Here is a 14,683-nt window from a genome sequence, read left to right as displayed (position 1 = left end):
TTACTCCTCCCCCAGGATCTGCGGCACCTTGAAACGCTGCTGCTCCTGGGCCGGGGCGCCGGAGAGCGCCTGCTCGGGGGTGAGCGAGGGGCGGACCTCGTCCGGGCGCATGACGTTCGTCAGCGGGAGCGGGTGCGAGGTCGGCGGTACGTCTTGGTCGGCGACCTCGCTGACGCGGGCGACCGCGCCGATGATGTCGTCCAGCTGTCCCGCGAAGTGGTCGAGCTCTTCGGGCTTCAGCTCCAGACGCGCCAGCCGGGCGAGGTGGGCGACCTCCTCGCGCGTGATGCCAGGCATGCAGCGATCCTCTGGGGTGAGTGGGTGTGGTGTGGGCTCAATCCTATGGGGCCGGGGGCCGCGCCCGTGAATCGGTTTCCCCGCCCCCACGCCCGACACCGCCCCGACCCGGCCGAGGGTTCCTGCCCCGCCCACGGGCGCACGGCCCGGATCGGCACCCCTGACCCCGCCGCGGGGCACGGCCCCGAGCGCCGGTGCGCCGTGCGCCTACCACCCCCTGGGGTGCCCACGTGGGCATACCGTCCCGGAGCGCCCGGTCCGCCTCGGGCGTGCGGCCCCGGAGTGCCCGGTACACCTCGGGCGGGCGGCCCCGGGGTACCTGGTACATCTCGGGCGGGCGCCATCTCGCCCCGGCTCCTCCCCGACGACGCCTTCCAAGTGACCGGCCCGACTCAGCGCCCTCCGGCGGCTCTCCCCTCCGACGGCTCTCCCCTCCGACCCGGCCGGCTCAGCGCCCGTCGGCGGCCCTCACCCCCCGGTCGGCCTCTCTCAGCCCGTGGTCGAAGGTGGGCCGGGGACAGCGCCGGCTTCACTCGTCCGCCGCGACGGCGGGGAGCGCCGCCGCGGGTCGCTGCCATCCGCGCGAGCCCCGTGCCCGGAGCCAGGCCGTGGTCTCCTCCGCCGGCATCGCGGCGGCGACCAGCCAGCCCTGTACGGCGTCGCAGCCGAGGTCGCGCAGGCGTTCCCAGGTCTCGTCGTCCTCGACCCCCTCGGCGACGACCAGCAGCCCGAGCGAGTGCGCGAGGTCGACCGTGCAGCGCACGATCTCCGCGTCCTCGGTGTCGATGGCCAGCCGCGCCACGAACGAGCGGTCGATCTTCAGTTCGCTGACCGGCAGCCGGCGCAGATGCACCAGCGACGAGTAGCCGGTGCCGAAGTCGTCCAGCGACATCTTCACGCCGTGCCCGGTCAGCCCGGCGAGGGTGTCGGCGGCCCGCTGCGGGTCCTCCAGCAGGACGTGCTCCGTAATCTCCAGTTGGAGCGCTCCCGCCGGAACGCCGTGCCGGGCGAGACGGGCGGCGACGGAGCCCGCGAACCCGGGCGTGTGCACGTCACGCGGGGACACGTTCACCGCGACCGGCACGAACAGCCCCTGCGAGCGCCACCGCGCCACCTGTCCGAGCGCGGTCTCCAGCACGTACTCCGTCAGCTGCGGCATCAGCCCGGAGGACTCGGCGATCGCGATGAACTCGTCCGGCGGCACCTTCCCGCGCTCGGGATGCACCCACCGCACCAGTGCCTCCAACCCGGCCACCTGCCCGTCGAAGCGCACCTTGGGCTGGTAGTGCAGCTCGACCTCGTGCGCGTCCAGCGCCCGGCGCAGGTCGGCGAGGAGACCGAGGCGGTCCGGGGTGTTGGAGTCCCGCTTGGACTCGTACACCTCCACCCCCGTGCGGTCGCGTTTCGCCTGGTACATCGCCACGTCCGCGCGGCGCAGGAGCCCCTCTGCGTCGAGGGCGTGGTCGGGGAAGACGGCGACGCCCGCGCTGGCCTCCAGCACGAGGGTGAGCCCGTCGAGGTCGAGCGGGGAGCTGAGCGCGGCGACCAGGCCGCGGGCGATCCGGGTCGCGGACGTCGTGGAGTCGGCGACCGGCAGTAAGACGGCGAACTCGTCGCCGCCGAGCCGGGCGGCCTCCGCCCCGCGGGGCAGGGCCAGCCGCAGCCGGTCGGCGGTCTGCAGCAGCAGCCGGTCACCGGCGAGATGACCGAGGGTGTCGTTGACCGATCGGAACCGGTCGAGGTCGATCAGCATCAGGGCGGCGCGTGCGCCGATGCGTTCGGCGTCGTCCAGTGCCGTCCACGTGCGCTCCAGGAGCCACTGACGGTTGGGCAGGCCGGTGAGCGGATCGCGCAGCTGCTCCTCCGCGCGGGCGCGGGCGATCCACAGGGTGGAGTCGAGCGCGACGAGGGGGATGGCGAACAGCGGCAGCAGGATCGGCTTGGCGACGGCGACCACGCAGATCAGGGGGGCGATGCCGAGCAGGGCCACCGCGACCAGGCCGTGCCGGACCAGGGCGGTGCGGGCGATGGTGGGCACTCCGCCGGGGCGGGGCGTGTGCAGGTACCACAGCAGGGTGCGGGAGACCGCGAGGTAGGCGGTCGCGACCAGGATCACCTCGGTGGCGGTGTAGAGGGTCCAGGTGGCGGGGTGCCAGGGATCCTCGACGGACGGTACGCGGCCGAAGAGGGCCAGGAGGAGGGCGCCGGCGCCGATGCCGAGGATGTCCACCGCGCCGTGCAGCAGGCCCTGCCGCCAGCGGTGGCGCCGGGCTATGCCGACCAGGACGACGACGGTGAGGCTGACCATCCCGGCGGGCACCCAGCCGTAGAGCAGCAGGACGGCGAGGGTGAGGGCGGCGCCGGAGCCGGTGCCGCCCCACCAGCGGGCGCGGCCGAGCGCGACCAGGTGGCCGACGATGACGCCGGTCAGCACGGCCAGCGACCAGCCGGCCGTGCCGGACGGGAAGAGCGCATGCTGGCCGGTGAACGCCCGCAGGAACCCGGCGCCGAGCGCGAACCCGGCGGCGGCGACGACCGCCGCGGGCAGCGCGGGCCAGGACAGGTGCCGTTCGGCGTCGACTCCCGGCAGTCCGGCGGCGTGCCCGGCGGTGAGGGCGGCGGCGTCCCGTCCGTCCAGCACGATGCGCTGTCCGGCGCCGGGGCCCCGCGTGCCGGCGGCACTCGCACGCCGGGCCGAACGGAGGCCCTCTTGCCAGGCGCCGGCCATCCGGCGCAGCCGTGAGTACGGGGCGGCGCTCTCGGTCGGTTCCATTCCCGTCCCTCTCACAGCCGGCGGTGCCCACGCCACGCGGCCCGATGCCCTGCACCCGTCAACGGCACCGCGCTGGAAAACCGTTCCCCGTGCTCGCCAAGAGCAGGGGGATGCCCCAACCGCAGCTGGGCACGGCAGGTGCACATCCCAACAGTAGGCCGCAGAAGGCTTCCACGGGCACCGGTCGTCGACGGTTGCCCGAATGCGCCCCAGCCGCCCGTATGCATCTGGTATGCGCCGATCGGGTGTTCCTCAACCGCTACTCGCCGGTCGGAAGTGCGGCCTCCGACGCCGCCTCAGGTCCTTGCTCCAGAAGGACGTTGAACCCCTCCTCGTTCAGCACCGGCACCTTGAGCTGCATCGCCTTGTCGTACTTCGATCCGGGGTTGTCACCCACAACGACGAAAGACGTCTTCTTGGACACCGAACCGGCCACCTTGGCACCGCGGGTCTGGAGCGCCTCCTTGGCGCCGTCCCGCGTGAAGTGTTCGAGCGTGCCGGTGACGACGACGGTGAGGCCTTCGAGCGGGCGGGGGCCCTCGTCCTCTCCGGTGCTCTCCTCCTCCAGCCGGACCCCGGCCGCCTTCCACTTGCGGATGATCTCGCGGTGCCAGTCCTCGGCGAACCACTCCTTGAGCGACCTGGCGATGATGGGTCCGACGCCGTCGGTGTTGGCCAGCTCGCTCTCGTCGGCCTGTTCGATGCGGTCGATGGAGCGGAACTCGCGGGCGAGCGCCTCGGCGGCGACCGGGCCGACGTGCCGGATGGAGAGCCCGTTGAGGAAGCGGGCGAGCGGGCGGGCCTTGGCGGCTTCGATGTTGCGCAGCAGGGCCAGCGCGTTCTTCTTCGGTTCGCCCTTCTGGTTGGCGAAGACCGTGGCGATCTTCTCCTCGCCGGTCTTCGGGTCGTGCTTGGGCAGCCCGCTGTCCGGGTCGAGGACGTACGCCCTGATGGGCAGCAGCTTCTCCACGGTGAGGTCGAACAGGTCGCCCTCGTCCACCAGCGGCGGGTCGACGGGCTCCAGCGGCCGGGTCAGCGCGGCCGCCGCGACGTCGCCGAAGTGCTCGATGTCCAGGCACTCCCGGCCCGCGAGGTAGGAGACCCGGCCGCGCAACTGGGCGGGGCAGGTGCGGGCGTTGGGGCAGCGCAGATCGATGTCGCCCTCCTTCATGGGGCGCAGCGCGGTGCCGCACTCGGGGCACTCGGAGGGCATCACGAACGCGCGCACCTCGTCCTCGACGCGCAGGTCGATGACCGGTCCGAGAATCTCCGGGATGACGTCGCCGGCCTTGCGCAGCACCACCGTGTCCCCGATGAGGACGCCCTTGGCCTTGACGACCTCCTGATTGTGCAGGGTGGCGAACTCCACCTCGCTGCGGGCCACCGTCACCGGCTCGACCTGGGCGTAGGGGGTGACCCGGCCGGTGCGGCCGACGGCCACCTTGATGTCGATCAGCTTGGTGTTGACCTCCTCCGGCGCGTACTTGTACGCGATCGCCCAGCGCGGGGCGCGTGCCGTGGAGCCGAGGCGGCCCTGGAGGCGGATCTCGTCCAGCTTGACGACCACCCCGTCGATCTCGTGTTCCACGGAATGCCGGTGCTCGCCGTAGTACGCGATGAACTCCCGTACGCCCGCGAGGTCGTCGACCACCCTGTTGTGCGGCGAGGTGGGCAGGCCCCAGTCCTTGAGCAGGTCGTACGCCTGGGACAGGCGGGTCATGCCCTCGTAGCCCTCCAGGGCGCCGATGCCGTGCACCACCATGTGCAGCGGCCGGGTGGCGGTGACCCGCGGGTCCTTCTGGCGCAGCGAACCGGCCGCCGCGTTGCGCGGGTTGGCGAACGGCTTGTCGCCGGCGGCCACCAGACGGGCGTTGAGATCCTCGAACTTCTCCATCGGGAAGTAGACCTCGCCGCGGATCTCCACGAGGTCGGGGACGCGGTCGCCCTTGAGGCGGTCCGGGATCTCCGCGATGGTGCGGGCGTTGGGCGTGATGTCCTCGCCGGCGCGGCCGTCACCGCGGGTGGCCGCGCGGACCAGGCGGCCGCGCTCGTAGGTGAGGTTCACGGCGAGGCCGTCGACCTTGAGCTCGCACAGGAAGTGGTACGTCTGGTCGCCCAGTTCCCGGGCGACGCGGTCGGCCCACGCGGCGAGTTCGTCGTCGTTGAAGGTGTTGTCCAGGGAGAGCATGCGCGAGCGGTGCTCGACGGCGGTGAACTCCGTCGCGTAGGACCCGGCGACCTTCTGCGTCGGCGAGTCCGGCGTGCGCAGCTCGGGGAACTGCTCCTCCAGTTCCTCCACAGAGCGCAGCAGCCGGTCGAACTCCGCGTCACTGATGACGGGAGCGTCCTTCACGTAGTAACGGAAGCGGTGCTCCTCGATCTGCTCAGCGAGCTGCACGTGCTTCTCCCGTGCCTCGGCGGGCACGTTCGTCGTCTCGGCTTGCTTGTCGCCGGCCACCGTGTTGTCCTCCCGTTACTCAGGGTTGTCCGCGAGGGATCTCGCCGCCCGGGCGCAGTGGGCGAGGGCCTCGCGCGCGTACCCGGGCGAAGCGCCCGCGAGTCCGCACGTCGGCGTGATCGTGACCGCCTCCGCGAGAAGCCCCGGAGACAGCCCCAGCCTGCGCCACAGCGTCCTGACACCCATGACGCTACCGGCAGGGTCTGACAATGGGCCGTCCGTGCTCGGCACGACACCCGCGAACAGCCGGGTGCCGCCTTCCACGGCTTCCCCGATCGCGTCGTCGTCACGCTCGGTGAGGAGCGAGAAGTCGAAGGAGACGGCGGCGGCCCCGGCCCGGCGCAGCAGGGCGAAGGGGACGTCGGGCGCGCAGGAGTGGATCACGACGGGGCCGCCGCCGTGCACGCCGACGACGTCCCGGAGCGTGGCCTCGACGACCTGCCGGTCGACGGCGCGGTGGGTGCGGTAGCCACTGGCGGTGCGCACCCGGCCGCGCAGTACGGCGGTGAGGGAGGGCTCGTCGAGCTGGAGCACCGGCCGGGCGCCGGGGACGCGCCGCCGCACCTCGGCCAGGTGCAGGCGCAGGCCCTCGGTGAGGGAGGCGGCGAGGTCGCGGCAGGCGCCGGGGTCGGAGAGGACCGCCTCGCCGTTCTTGAGCTCGACGGCGGCGGCGAGCGTCCACGGACCGACGGCCTGCACCTTCAGCGGGCCCTCGTACCCCTGCGTGAACTCCTCCAGCGCGTCGAGGTCCTCGCCGAGCCACGACCACGCCCGCTTGGTGTCCCGCCCCGGCCGGTCCCCGATCCGCCAGCCGCTGGGTTCCACGCGCGCGTACAGCTCGACGAGCATCCCGGCGGTCCGTCCGATCATGTCCGCGCCGGGACCCCGGGCGGGCAGCTCGGGCAGGAACGGGAAGTCCTCGAAGGAGCCGGTGGCGGTCCTGGCGGCCTCACGGGCGTCCCCACCGGGCAGGGAACCGACGCCGGTGGCGGCACCGAAGCTGAACTGGCTGTTTTCGCTCACCCGGGCAGCCTACGGAACGACCGCCGGGAGTTTCACCGCCCCGGGCGCACCGTCAGGTCGTTCACCTCCGCGTCCCGCGGCAGGTCCAGGGCCATCAGGATGGTCGTGGCGACGGACTCCGGGTCGATCCACCGCGAGGGGTCGTACTGCTTGCCCTCCTGCTGGTGCACCTTGGCCTGCATGGGGCTCGCCGTGCGGCCGGGGTAGACGGAGGTGACCCGGACGCCGTGCGCGTGCTCCTCGTGGCGCAGGGAGTCGGCGAGGGCCTTCAGGCCGTGCTTGGAGGCCGCGTACGCGGACCAGTCGGCGTGGGCGTTCAGGCCCGCACCGGAGTTCACGAACACGACGTAGCCGCGCGCGGCACGCAGCTGGGGCAGGAAGAGACGGGTGAGCTCGGCGGGGGCGACGAGGTTGACGTTGAGCTGGTGACGCCAGGTCTTGGGGGTGAGGTCGCCGACCGGGCCCAGGTCGACCACGCCGGCGATGTGCAGCAGCGAGTCCACCCGGTCGGGCAGCGCCTGGTGGGACAGCGCCCAGCTCAGCTTGTCGGGGTCGGCGAGGTCGCCCACGAGGGTCCTGGCGCCGGGGAGGGCGGCCGCCAGTTCCTTCGCGCGGCCGGCGTCGCGCGCGTGCAGCACGACCTCGTCCCCGCGCGCGTGCAGACGGCGGGCCACGGCCGCGCCGATGCCGGAACCAGCCCCGGTGATCACATGTGTAGCCATGCCCGCCATGCTCGCACCACGGGAGTTTAGGCCACGCCCCGGCTCTCCTCCAGGTACGCCAGCGCCCCCACCGGCTCCTCCGCGAAGAACACCAGGTCGGTCAGTGGCCGGGGCAGGAACCCCTCGTCCTCCATGCGGCGGAACTGCTCCTTCAGGCCGTCGTAGAAGCCCGCGGTGTTCAGCAGCACGACGGGCTTCTCGGTGTGGCCGTGCTTCTTCAGTTCCAGGATCTCGGTGGCCTCGTCCAGCGTGCCGGTGCCGCCCACCATGATCACCACGGCGTCGGACTTCTCCAGCAGCAGCCTCTTGCGCTCGGCGAGGTCCCGGGCGATCACCATCTCGTCGACGCCCTGGCGGGCCTTCGCGGCCAGGAACTCCACGGAGACGCCCACGAGCCGCCCGCCCGCCTCCTGCACGCCGTCGGCGACGACCTTCATCAGCCCGACGTCCGAACCGCCCCACACCAGCGTGTGCCCGCCCTTGCCCAGCAGCTTCGCGAACTCGCGCGCGGGGCCCGTGTAACGGTCGTCGAGGTCGGCGGCGGAGAGGAAGACGCAGATGTTCATGGGGACACCGTACGTGGGAAGAACGGGCGCCCCGCGAGCGCTTTCCCGGTATGACCCAGGACACGAACGACCACACGACCCGAGGCCACACGATCACCGTCGAGCAGGGCACGCAGCGCGTGCGCGTCGTCCACGACGGTCAGGTACTCGCGGAGAGCGACCGCCCCCTCGTCCTGCGGGAGACGGGCAGTCCCGTGCGCTACTACCTGCCGCCGCAGGACGTCCGGCTGGACCTGCTGACGCCCTCCGAGACGCACACGCACTGTCCCTTCAAGGGCACCGCGTCCTACTGGTCCCTGCCGGACGCGCGGGATCTCGTCTGGGCCTACCCGGATCCCAAGCCGGCCGTGGGCGAGATCAAGGACCACCTGTGCTTCTACGAGGTGGAGGTGGCCTGAACCGGCCGGTTCAGGCCACGCCCACCGTCGCGCGCGTGGTGGACGCGATCGTCGCCGAACCCACCACGCGCGTGCCGTCGTACAGGACGACCGCCTGGCCGGGGGCCACGCCCCGGACGGGCTCGGTGAAGGTCACCCGCAGCTCCCCGTCGACGAGCTCGGCGGTCACCTCGGTCTCGCCGCCGTGGGCGCGCAGCTGGGCGGTGTAGGTTCCGGGGCCGCTGGGGGCGGCGCCGCACCAACGGGGCTTGATCGCGGTCAGCGCCGAGACGTCGAGTGCCTCGGCGGGTCCCACGGTGACGGTGTTGTCCACCGGCGAGATGTCGAGGACGTAGCGCGGCTTGCCGTCGGGCGCCGGGGTGCCGATCCGCAGGCCCTTGCGCTGGCCGATGGTGAAGCCGTACGCCCCCTCGTGGGTGCCCAGCTTGGTGCCCGACTCGTCGACGATGTCGCCCTGCGCCCTGCCGAGCCGGTTCGCCAGGAAGCCCTGCGTGTCGCCGTCGGCGATGAAGCAGATGTCGTGGGAGTCCGGCTTCTTGGCCACCGCCAGGCCCCGCCGCTCGGCCTCGGCGCGGATCTCGTCCTTCGTGGTGAGCGTGTCGCCGAGCGGGAACATGGCGTGCGCGAGCTGCTCGTCGTCCAGCACACCGAGGACGTAGGACTGGTCCTTGGCCATGTCGGAGGCGCGGTGCAGTTCGCGGGTGCCGTCGGGCAGGGTCACGACCTTCGCGTAGTGGCCCGTGCAGACCGCGTCGAAGCCCAGCGCCAGCGCCTTGTCCAGCAGCGCGGCGAACTTGATCTTCTCGTTGCAGCGCAGGCACGGGTTGGGTGTGCGGCCCGCCTCGTACTCGGCGACGAAGTCCTCGACGACGTCCTCGCGGAAGCGGTCGGCGAGGTCCCACACGTAGAACGGGATGCCGATGACGTCCGCGGCGCGGCGGGCGTCGCGGGAGTCCTCGATCGTGCAGCAGCCCCGCGCGCCCGTGCGGAAGGATTGCGGGTTCGCGGAGAGCGCCAGGTGGACGCCGGTCACGTCGTGGCCCGCCTCGGCCGCGCGGGCGGCGGCGACGGCGGAGTCGACACCGCCGGACATGGCGGCGAGGACGCGGAGGGGACGGGAACGCTGCGGGGTGTCAGTCATAACCCCTCCAGGGTACGGGGGGCGCGGGAACCGCAGCCCGCGAGTATCCGTTCTCGATCACATGGAGCAGACGAAGGGCGGCCCGGACCGGCGGATCGGACGACGGGCGCTGATCATCGGCGGGGCGGCGGCCGCGGTGGGCACGGGTGCCCTGCTGGCGCGCGACGAACTGTCGCGCATGTGGTGGCAGGTCCCGGGGGTGGACAAGCCGCGGGTGGAGGGAGCCGTCGACTACACGGGCGCGCGCTGGGTGGCCGCCTCGTCGGCGAACTGGCGCCGGGCGGACCGCCCGGCCGACTACACGGTCGACATGGTGATCGTCCATGTCACCCAGGGCAGCTTCGACAGCGCGGTGCAGGTCTTCCAGGACCCGGGGCACGGAGCGGCGTCGCACTACATCGTCCGCGACGACGGCCACATCACGCAGATGATCCGCGAGCTGGACGTGGCGTACCACGCGGGCAACCGCGAGTACAACGAACGCAGCGTCGGCATCGAGCACGCCGGCTTCGTCGACCGCCCGCAGGACTTCACGGACGCGATGTACGCCGCGTCCGCACGCCTCACGGCGGGGATATGCGCGCGGTACGGCATACCCGTCGACCGCGAGCACATCATCGGCCACGTGGAGGTGCCGGGCACCGACCACACCGATCCCGGGGAGCACTGGGACTGGGACCGGTACATGAGGCTGGTACGGCGGGCGGGCACGGGTTCGACGCCTGCCTGACGCGCGCTCAGGTCAGCGGGGGTCCGCGTCGGCTCAGGTCAGCCCCGCCGCCCGAGCCCGTTCCACCGCCGGGCCGATGGCCTTGGCGACCGCCTCGACGTCGGCCGCGGTGGAGGTATGGCCGAGGGAGAAGCGGAGGGTGCCGCGGGCCAGGTCCGGGTCGGTGCCGGTGGCGAGCAGCACATGGCTGGGCTGGGCGACCCCGGCGGTGCAGGCGGAGCCGGTGGAGCACTCGATGCCCTGGGCGTCCAGGAGCAGCAGCAGGGAGTCGCCCTCGCAGCCGGGGAACGTGAAGTGGGCGTTGGCCGGGAGGCGGTGGACCGGGTCACCGCCGAGGACCGCGTCCGGCACCGCAGTACGGACCACGTCGATCAGGTCGTCGCGCAGGGCGCCGATCTCGCGGGCGAACTTCTCGCGGTGCTCGGCGGCGTGCCGGCCGGCGACGGCGAAGGAGGCGATGGCGGGGACGTCGAGGGTGCCGGAGCGGACGTGGCGCTCCTGGCCGCCGCCGTGCAGGACGGGCACGGGGCTGTGCTCGCGGCCCAGGAGCAGCGCGCCGATGCCGTAGGGGCCGCCGATCTTGTGGCCGGAGACGGTCATCGCGGCCAGGCCTGAGGCGGCGAAGTCGACCGGGAGCTGACCGAAGGCCTGGACGGCGTCGGAGTGCAGGGGGACGCCGAACTCGGCCGCGGTCTCGGCGAGTTCACGGATCGGCAGAACCGTGCCGATCTCGTTGTTCGCCCACATGACGGTGGCGAGGGCGACGTCGTCGGGGTCGCGGGCGATGGCCTCGCGCAGTGCCTCGGGGTGGACGCGGCCGTGGGAGTCGACCGGGAGGTACTCGACGGTGGCGCCCTCGTGTTCACCGAGCCAGTGGACGGCGTCCAGGACGGCGTGGTGCTCGACGGGGCTGGCGAGGACCCGGGTGCGGGCCGGGTCGGAGGCGCGGCGGGACCAGTACAGGCCCTTGACGGCGAGGTTGTCGGCCTCCGTGCCGCCGGAGGTGAAGACGACCTCGCTGGGGCGGGCGCCGAGGGCTTCCGCGAGGGTTTCGCGGGCTTCCTCGACGGTGCGGCGGGCCTGGCGGCCGGATGCGTGGAGGGAGGAGGCGTTGCCCGTACTGCGCAGATGGGCGGTCAGTGCCTCTGCCGCCTCCGGGAGCATCGGGGTGGTCGCGGCGTGGTCGAGGTATGCCATGGTGACGCCGATTCTACGCGCGGCGGCCCTTGGCCGGTTGCGAGGTGGTCCGGCGTCGGCGGCCGGTTGCGTGTCCCGCCGGCACGGCGGCCGGCCCGGGTGGCGGCGCGTCCGGCGTCGAGCGCTGCGCCCCCGAACTCCCGGCCTCGCTCGAGCAGGGGACCGCCCTCGCCCTGCGGGACGACCACCCTCGCCCTGCGGTACGACTGCCCTCGCCGCGCGGGACGACCGCCCTCGCCGCGCGGGACGACCGCCCTCGCCCTGCGGTACGACCGCCCTCGCCCTGCGGTACGACTGCCCTCGCCGCGCGGGACAATCGCCCGTGAGGCCGGTGCGGGTGCCCCTAGAAACTCCAGGAGATCGAGTTGTCGGCCTGCATGAACGCCGCCAGGACCACGAGGTCCGCGACGCCCAGGCCGAGGCCCAGGAAGGCGCGGAAGCGGCGGTCGGTGCCGCGCCACAGGGCGACGGCGGCCAGGGCGATGGCGATGGGGCCGAGGAAGACGTTGAGCACGAGCAGGCCGAGGAGGCCGAGGACGAAGGAGGCGACGGCCATGCCGTCGGTGTCACGGATGCCGGTGCGGCGCTCGGCCGGTGCGGTCAGCTGCATGGTGGGCTCCCGGCGGTCAGTGGGTCGGCGTGCGGCGTCGGCGGCCGTGACGCTCGCGGAGGGCGAAGATGCCGAGCCAGGCGGCGATCACGGCGGCGGCGACGAGGGTGAAGCCGATCGGCGCGTGGGCCACGGTGCCCATGGCCACGCTGAGCAGGAGAAGTGCTGCGACCAGGAAAAGCACGGGTTGAGTCCCCCTCTGCTTCGGTGAACGCTTGTAGTTACACTTGTTCACTGACTGCCCAGCCTAGCGCGACCCATGACTTCCCAACGGCAGAGAACAGTTGTTAACTGCATGGCATGAGTCACACCCTCGGCATCCGGCAGGCGCAGAAGCAGAAGACCCGGCGAGCGCTCCTGGACGCGGCGCTGGAACTGCTGGAGGAGCAGAGCCTGAGCAGTCTGGGTCTGCGCGAGGTCACCCGCGCGGTCGGAGTCGCCCCGACCGCCTTCTACCGGCACTTCCGCTCCACCGCCGACCTCGGCGTGGCCCTGGTCGAGGAGGCACTGGGCAGCCTGCACCCGACGATCCGGACGATCGTCTCCACGACCGGGGACAGCGACGAACGGATCACCCGAGCCGTGGAGTTGATCGGCGGTCACGTCAGGGCCCACCCGGCCCACGTGCGCTTCATCGCCCGCGAGCAGCACGGCGGGGTGCAGCCGGTGCGGGAGGCGATCCGCCGCCAACTGGCCCTGTTCACCGAGGAGGTGAAGGCCGAGCTGGCCAAGGACCGCGCGGCCGACGGCTGGAGCGACGACGATCTGCTGATGCTCGCGGGGCTGTACGTCGACCAGATGCTCGTCACGGCCTCGCTCTTCCTGGAGGCGCTCGGCTCCGAGGAGGAGCGACAACGGGTCGCGCAGGCGGCGACCCGCCGGCTACGGCTGATCAGCATCGGCCGCGAGCACTGGCTGGACTGATGGCCGGATCCCGCCGCTTTGGGACGGCCTGACCGCCGGGCCGTGCGCTCGGCAGGCCGCCGTCCCGCCCACCGGTGGTCGCACCACCGGCTCCGCCACAACCACCCGCCCGGCCCTCAGCGTGACCCGCCTGCCCGCCCTGCCGCGGGCGAGGACGCCCTGCCGGTGAGCCGTACGCTCGGCAGGCCGCCGTCCTCAAGACGCCGCCCCGGCCACCGGCTCCCGTTCCGCACGCGCCCCCGCCGCGCGACCGGCCGTCAGCGGAGCCGTACCCGGGCCAGTTGCCGGGACTGTGCCACCAGGCGGTCCGCGCTGTCCCACACCTCGGCGTCCTCCTCCAGGAAGCCGCCGGCCAGGTTGCGGGTGGTGATGGAGACGCGCAGCGGGCCCGGCGCCGGCCGGCACCGCACGTGCACGGTGAGTTCGACCGTCGGAACCCAACCGGAGATGCCGAGTTCGAAGGCCGTGGGCGGCAGGGCGTCCACGGCGAGCAGCAGGGAGAGCGGGTCGGCGTCACGGCCGTCCTTCAGGCCGAACCACGCCCGCATCTCCCCCTTGCCGGAGGGCGCGCCCAGCGCCCAGCCCAGGGTGGCCGGGTCGAGCTTCAGCATCAGCCGCTCGGTGATCGCCGAGCTGCCGTCGACGGGAGCGGGCCCGTCCTCGGGGCCGAAACACTGCTCCATCGGCGGGAGCGCGGGCGGCAGCGCGGTGGTGCGGACGTCGTCGGGGAGGGCGCCGAGGTCGCCGTAGGAGGCGAGGACGCGGATGCGCTCGGTCTCACGACCCTGGTCGTCGTACTGGAAGAGCGAGGCCTGGCCGGTGGAGAGGGTGCGGCCGGTACGGACGACGTCGGTGCGCACGACCGCGGGGCCCGGCCGGGACGCGGTCAGGTAGTGCGCGGAGATCGTGAACGGGTCGGGGTGCGGCAGGGCGTCGGCGAGCGCGCGGCCCAGGACGGCGAGGAGGTAGCCGCCGTTGACGGCGCTGATGATGGTCCAGCCGGCGGAGAGGTCGATGTCGTAGACGCCCTCGGAGCGCCGGGTGACGGCGGTGTCGCGGTCGAACTCGCTGCTGCCGATGGTCGCCTGGGATGCCTGAGCCATGGCGGTACCGTACAACAACTAGCTACTAAGCGGTAGCTTTTGCCGTCGGCCGCCTGGGCGGCTCCTCCTCGCGCACCGTCGAGCGCCGGTTCCACGCCCGGGGCGCGCGCCAGTGGAAGCGCATCGCCAGCAGCCGCAGGACGAAGGCGGTGGCGGCGGCGAGTGTGCTGGTCAGCGGGTTGAGGGCGTCGTAGCGGATGCACACGGCGACCATCACGGCACCGACGATGGCGGGGACGGCGTACAGGTCCCGGTCCCAGCGCAGCAGCGACGGCACCTCGTTGGCCAGCACGTCCCGCAGCACGCCGCCGCCGACCGCGGTGGCGAGACCGAGGGCCGCGGAGGCGTGCAGGCCGAGCCCGTACTCGTAGGCCTTCGTGGTGCCCGCCACGCAGAACAGGCCGAGGCCGGCCGCGTCGAAGACGTTCACGCCGGCCTGGATGCGCTCCACGTGCGGGTGGAGGAAGAAGACCAGCAGGGTGGCGAGCAGCGGGGTGACGAAGTACCCCAGGTCCGTGAACGCGGCCGGGGGCACGGCGCCGATGATCAGGTCACGGAACAGCCCGCCGCCCAGCGCGGTGACCTCGGCGAGGACGGCGATGCCGAAGACGTCGAAGTTCTTGCGGACGGCCAGCAGCGCGCCGGAGATGGCGAAGACGAAGATGCCGATCAGGTCGAGGGTGTGCTGGACGGACGGCGTGAACAGTTGCTGGAGCACCTGAACATTCTCACCTGTCCGAC

15 protein-coding genes are annotated in these 14,683 nt (G+C 72.7%); 3 read left to right on the top strand and 12 right to left on the bottom strand.

The window, feature by feature from the left end:
• The 6 genes from gatC to IPT68_RS26045 all read right to left on the bottom strand — a co-directional run bounded on the left by gatC (position 1) and on the right by IPT68_RS26045 (position 7,839).
• Positions 1 to 297 (bottom strand): Asp-tRNA(Asn)/Glu-tRNA(Gln) amidotransferase subunit GatC, encoded by a 297-nt coding sequence (gene gatC / locus IPT68_RS26070; protein WP_004925108.1) that lies wholly within the window; start codon positions 295 to 297, stop codon positions 1 to 3.
• Between the two features lie 529 nt (positions 298 to 826).
• Positions 827 to 3,070: a putative bifunctional diguanylate cyclase/phosphodiesterase gene (locus IPT68_RS26065; protein WP_189701137.1), complete on the bottom strand. Its 2,244-nt coding sequence runs from the start codon at positions 3,068 to 3,070 to the stop codon at positions 827 to 829.
• A 259-nt stretch (positions 3,071 to 3,329) separates the two neighbouring features.
• The gene (gene ligA, locus IPT68_RS26060; RefSeq protein ID WP_189701138.1) at positions 3,330 to 5,528 is read right to left on the bottom strand and encodes an NAD-dependent DNA ligase LigA; all 2,199 of its coding nucleotides are present in this window, start codon (positions 5,526 to 5,528) and stop codon (positions 3,330 to 3,332) included.
• Between the two features lie 15 nt (positions 5,529 to 5,543).
• Positions 5,544 to 6,551: a methionine synthase gene (locus IPT68_RS26055; protein WP_189701139.1), complete on the bottom strand. Its 1,008-nt coding sequence runs from the start codon at positions 6,549 to 6,551 to the stop codon at positions 5,544 to 5,546.
• A gap of 32 nt (positions 6,552 to 6,583) precedes the next feature.
• The gene (locus tag IPT68_RS26050) at positions 6,584 to 7,273 is read right to left on the bottom strand and encodes an SDR family oxidoreductase (RefSeq protein WP_189701140.1); all 690 of its coding nucleotides are present in this window, start codon (positions 7,271 to 7,273) and stop codon (positions 6,584 to 6,586) included.
• Positions 7,274 to 7,299: 26 nt separating this feature from the next.
• Positions 7,300 to 7,839, bottom strand: a complete 540-nt coding sequence (locus IPT68_RS26045) for an LOG family protein (protein WP_189701141.1) — start codon at positions 7,837 to 7,839, stop codon at positions 7,300 to 7,302.
• 50 nt (positions 7,840 to 7,889) lie between these two features.
• Between IPT68_RS26045 and IPT68_RS26040 the strand changes: the two genes are divergently transcribed.
• Positions 7,890 to 8,237, top strand: coding sequence for a DUF427 domain-containing protein (locus tag IPT68_RS26040; protein ID WP_189701142.1), 348 nt, complete (start codon positions 7,890 to 7,892; stop codon positions 8,235 to 8,237).
• A 10-nt stretch (positions 8,238 to 8,247) separates the two neighbouring features.
• On the opposite strand, the gene mnmA is transcribed toward IPT68_RS26040, so the two are convergent.
• Positions 8,248 to 9,378, bottom strand: a complete 1,131-nt coding sequence (mnmA, locus tag IPT68_RS26035) for a tRNA 2-thiouridine(34) synthase MnmA (RefSeq protein ID WP_189701143.1) — start codon at positions 9,376 to 9,378, stop codon at positions 8,248 to 8,250.
• A gap of 61 nt (positions 9,379 to 9,439) precedes the next feature.
• On the opposite strand from mnmA, the gene IPT68_RS26030 reads away from it, so the two are divergent.
• Complete coding sequence (locus IPT68_RS26030) at positions 9,440 to 10,108, top strand: N-acetylmuramoyl-L-alanine amidase (protein ID WP_189701144.1); 669 nt, start codon at positions 9,440 to 9,442, stop codon at positions 10,106 to 10,108.
• A 33-nt stretch (positions 10,109 to 10,141) separates the two neighbouring features.
• Here the strand turns inward: IPT68_RS26030 and IPT68_RS26025 are convergent, their stop codons facing one another.
• From IPT68_RS26025 to IPT68_RS26015, 3 genes are all read right to left on the bottom strand, one after another.
• Positions 10,142 to 11,305 carry a cysteine desulfurase family protein gene (locus IPT68_RS26025; protein WP_189701145.1) on the bottom strand — a complete coding sequence of 388 codons (1,164 nt, stop codon included), beginning with the start codon at positions 11,303 to 11,305 and terminating at the stop codon, positions 10,142 to 10,144.
• Positions 11,306 to 11,648: 343 nt separating this feature from the next.
• The gene (locus tag IPT68_RS26020) at positions 11,649 to 11,915 is read right to left on the bottom strand and encodes a DUF4190 domain-containing protein (RefSeq protein WP_189701146.1); all 267 of its coding nucleotides are present in this window, start codon (positions 11,913 to 11,915) and stop codon (positions 11,649 to 11,651) included.
• 16 nt (positions 11,916 to 11,931) lie between these two features.
• Positions 11,932 to 12,099, bottom strand: a complete 168-nt coding sequence (locus IPT68_RS26015; RefSeq protein ID WP_189701147.1) for a hypothetical protein — start codon at positions 12,097 to 12,099, stop codon at positions 11,932 to 11,934.
• A gap of 116 nt (positions 12,100 to 12,215) precedes the next feature.
• On the opposite strand from IPT68_RS26015, the gene IPT68_RS26010 reads away from it, so the two are divergent.
• A complete protein-coding gene (locus tag IPT68_RS26010; RefSeq protein WP_189701148.1) occupies positions 12,216 to 12,839 on the top strand; it encodes a TetR family transcriptional regulator in 624 nt (207 codons plus the stop codon).
• 257 nt (positions 12,840 to 13,096) lie between these two features.
• Here IPT68_RS26010 and IPT68_RS26005 read toward each other — a convergent pair whose 3' ends face one another.
• Together IPT68_RS26005 and IPT68_RS26000 are read right to left on the bottom strand one after the other, a co-directional pair.
• Complete coding sequence (locus tag IPT68_RS26005; protein ID WP_189701149.1) at positions 13,097 to 13,942, bottom strand: thioesterase family protein; 846 nt, start codon at positions 13,940 to 13,942, stop codon at positions 13,097 to 13,099.
• A gap of 25 nt (positions 13,943 to 13,967) precedes the next feature.
• The gene (locus IPT68_RS26000) at positions 13,968 to 14,660 is read right to left on the bottom strand and encodes a trimeric intracellular cation channel family protein (protein ID WP_189701150.1); all 693 of its coding nucleotides are present in this window, start codon (positions 14,658 to 14,660) and stop codon (positions 13,968 to 13,970) included.
• Positions 14,661 to 14,683 lie beyond the last annotated feature (23 nt).

This window comes from Streptomyces chromofuscus (assembly GCF_015160875.1).
GTDB lineage: Bacteria > Actinomycetota > Actinomycetes > Streptomycetales > Streptomycetaceae > Streptomyces > Streptomyces chromofuscus.
The sequence above is the reverse complement of the archived record's forward strand: the minus strand, read 5'-3'. Positions and strand labels throughout refer to the sequence as shown.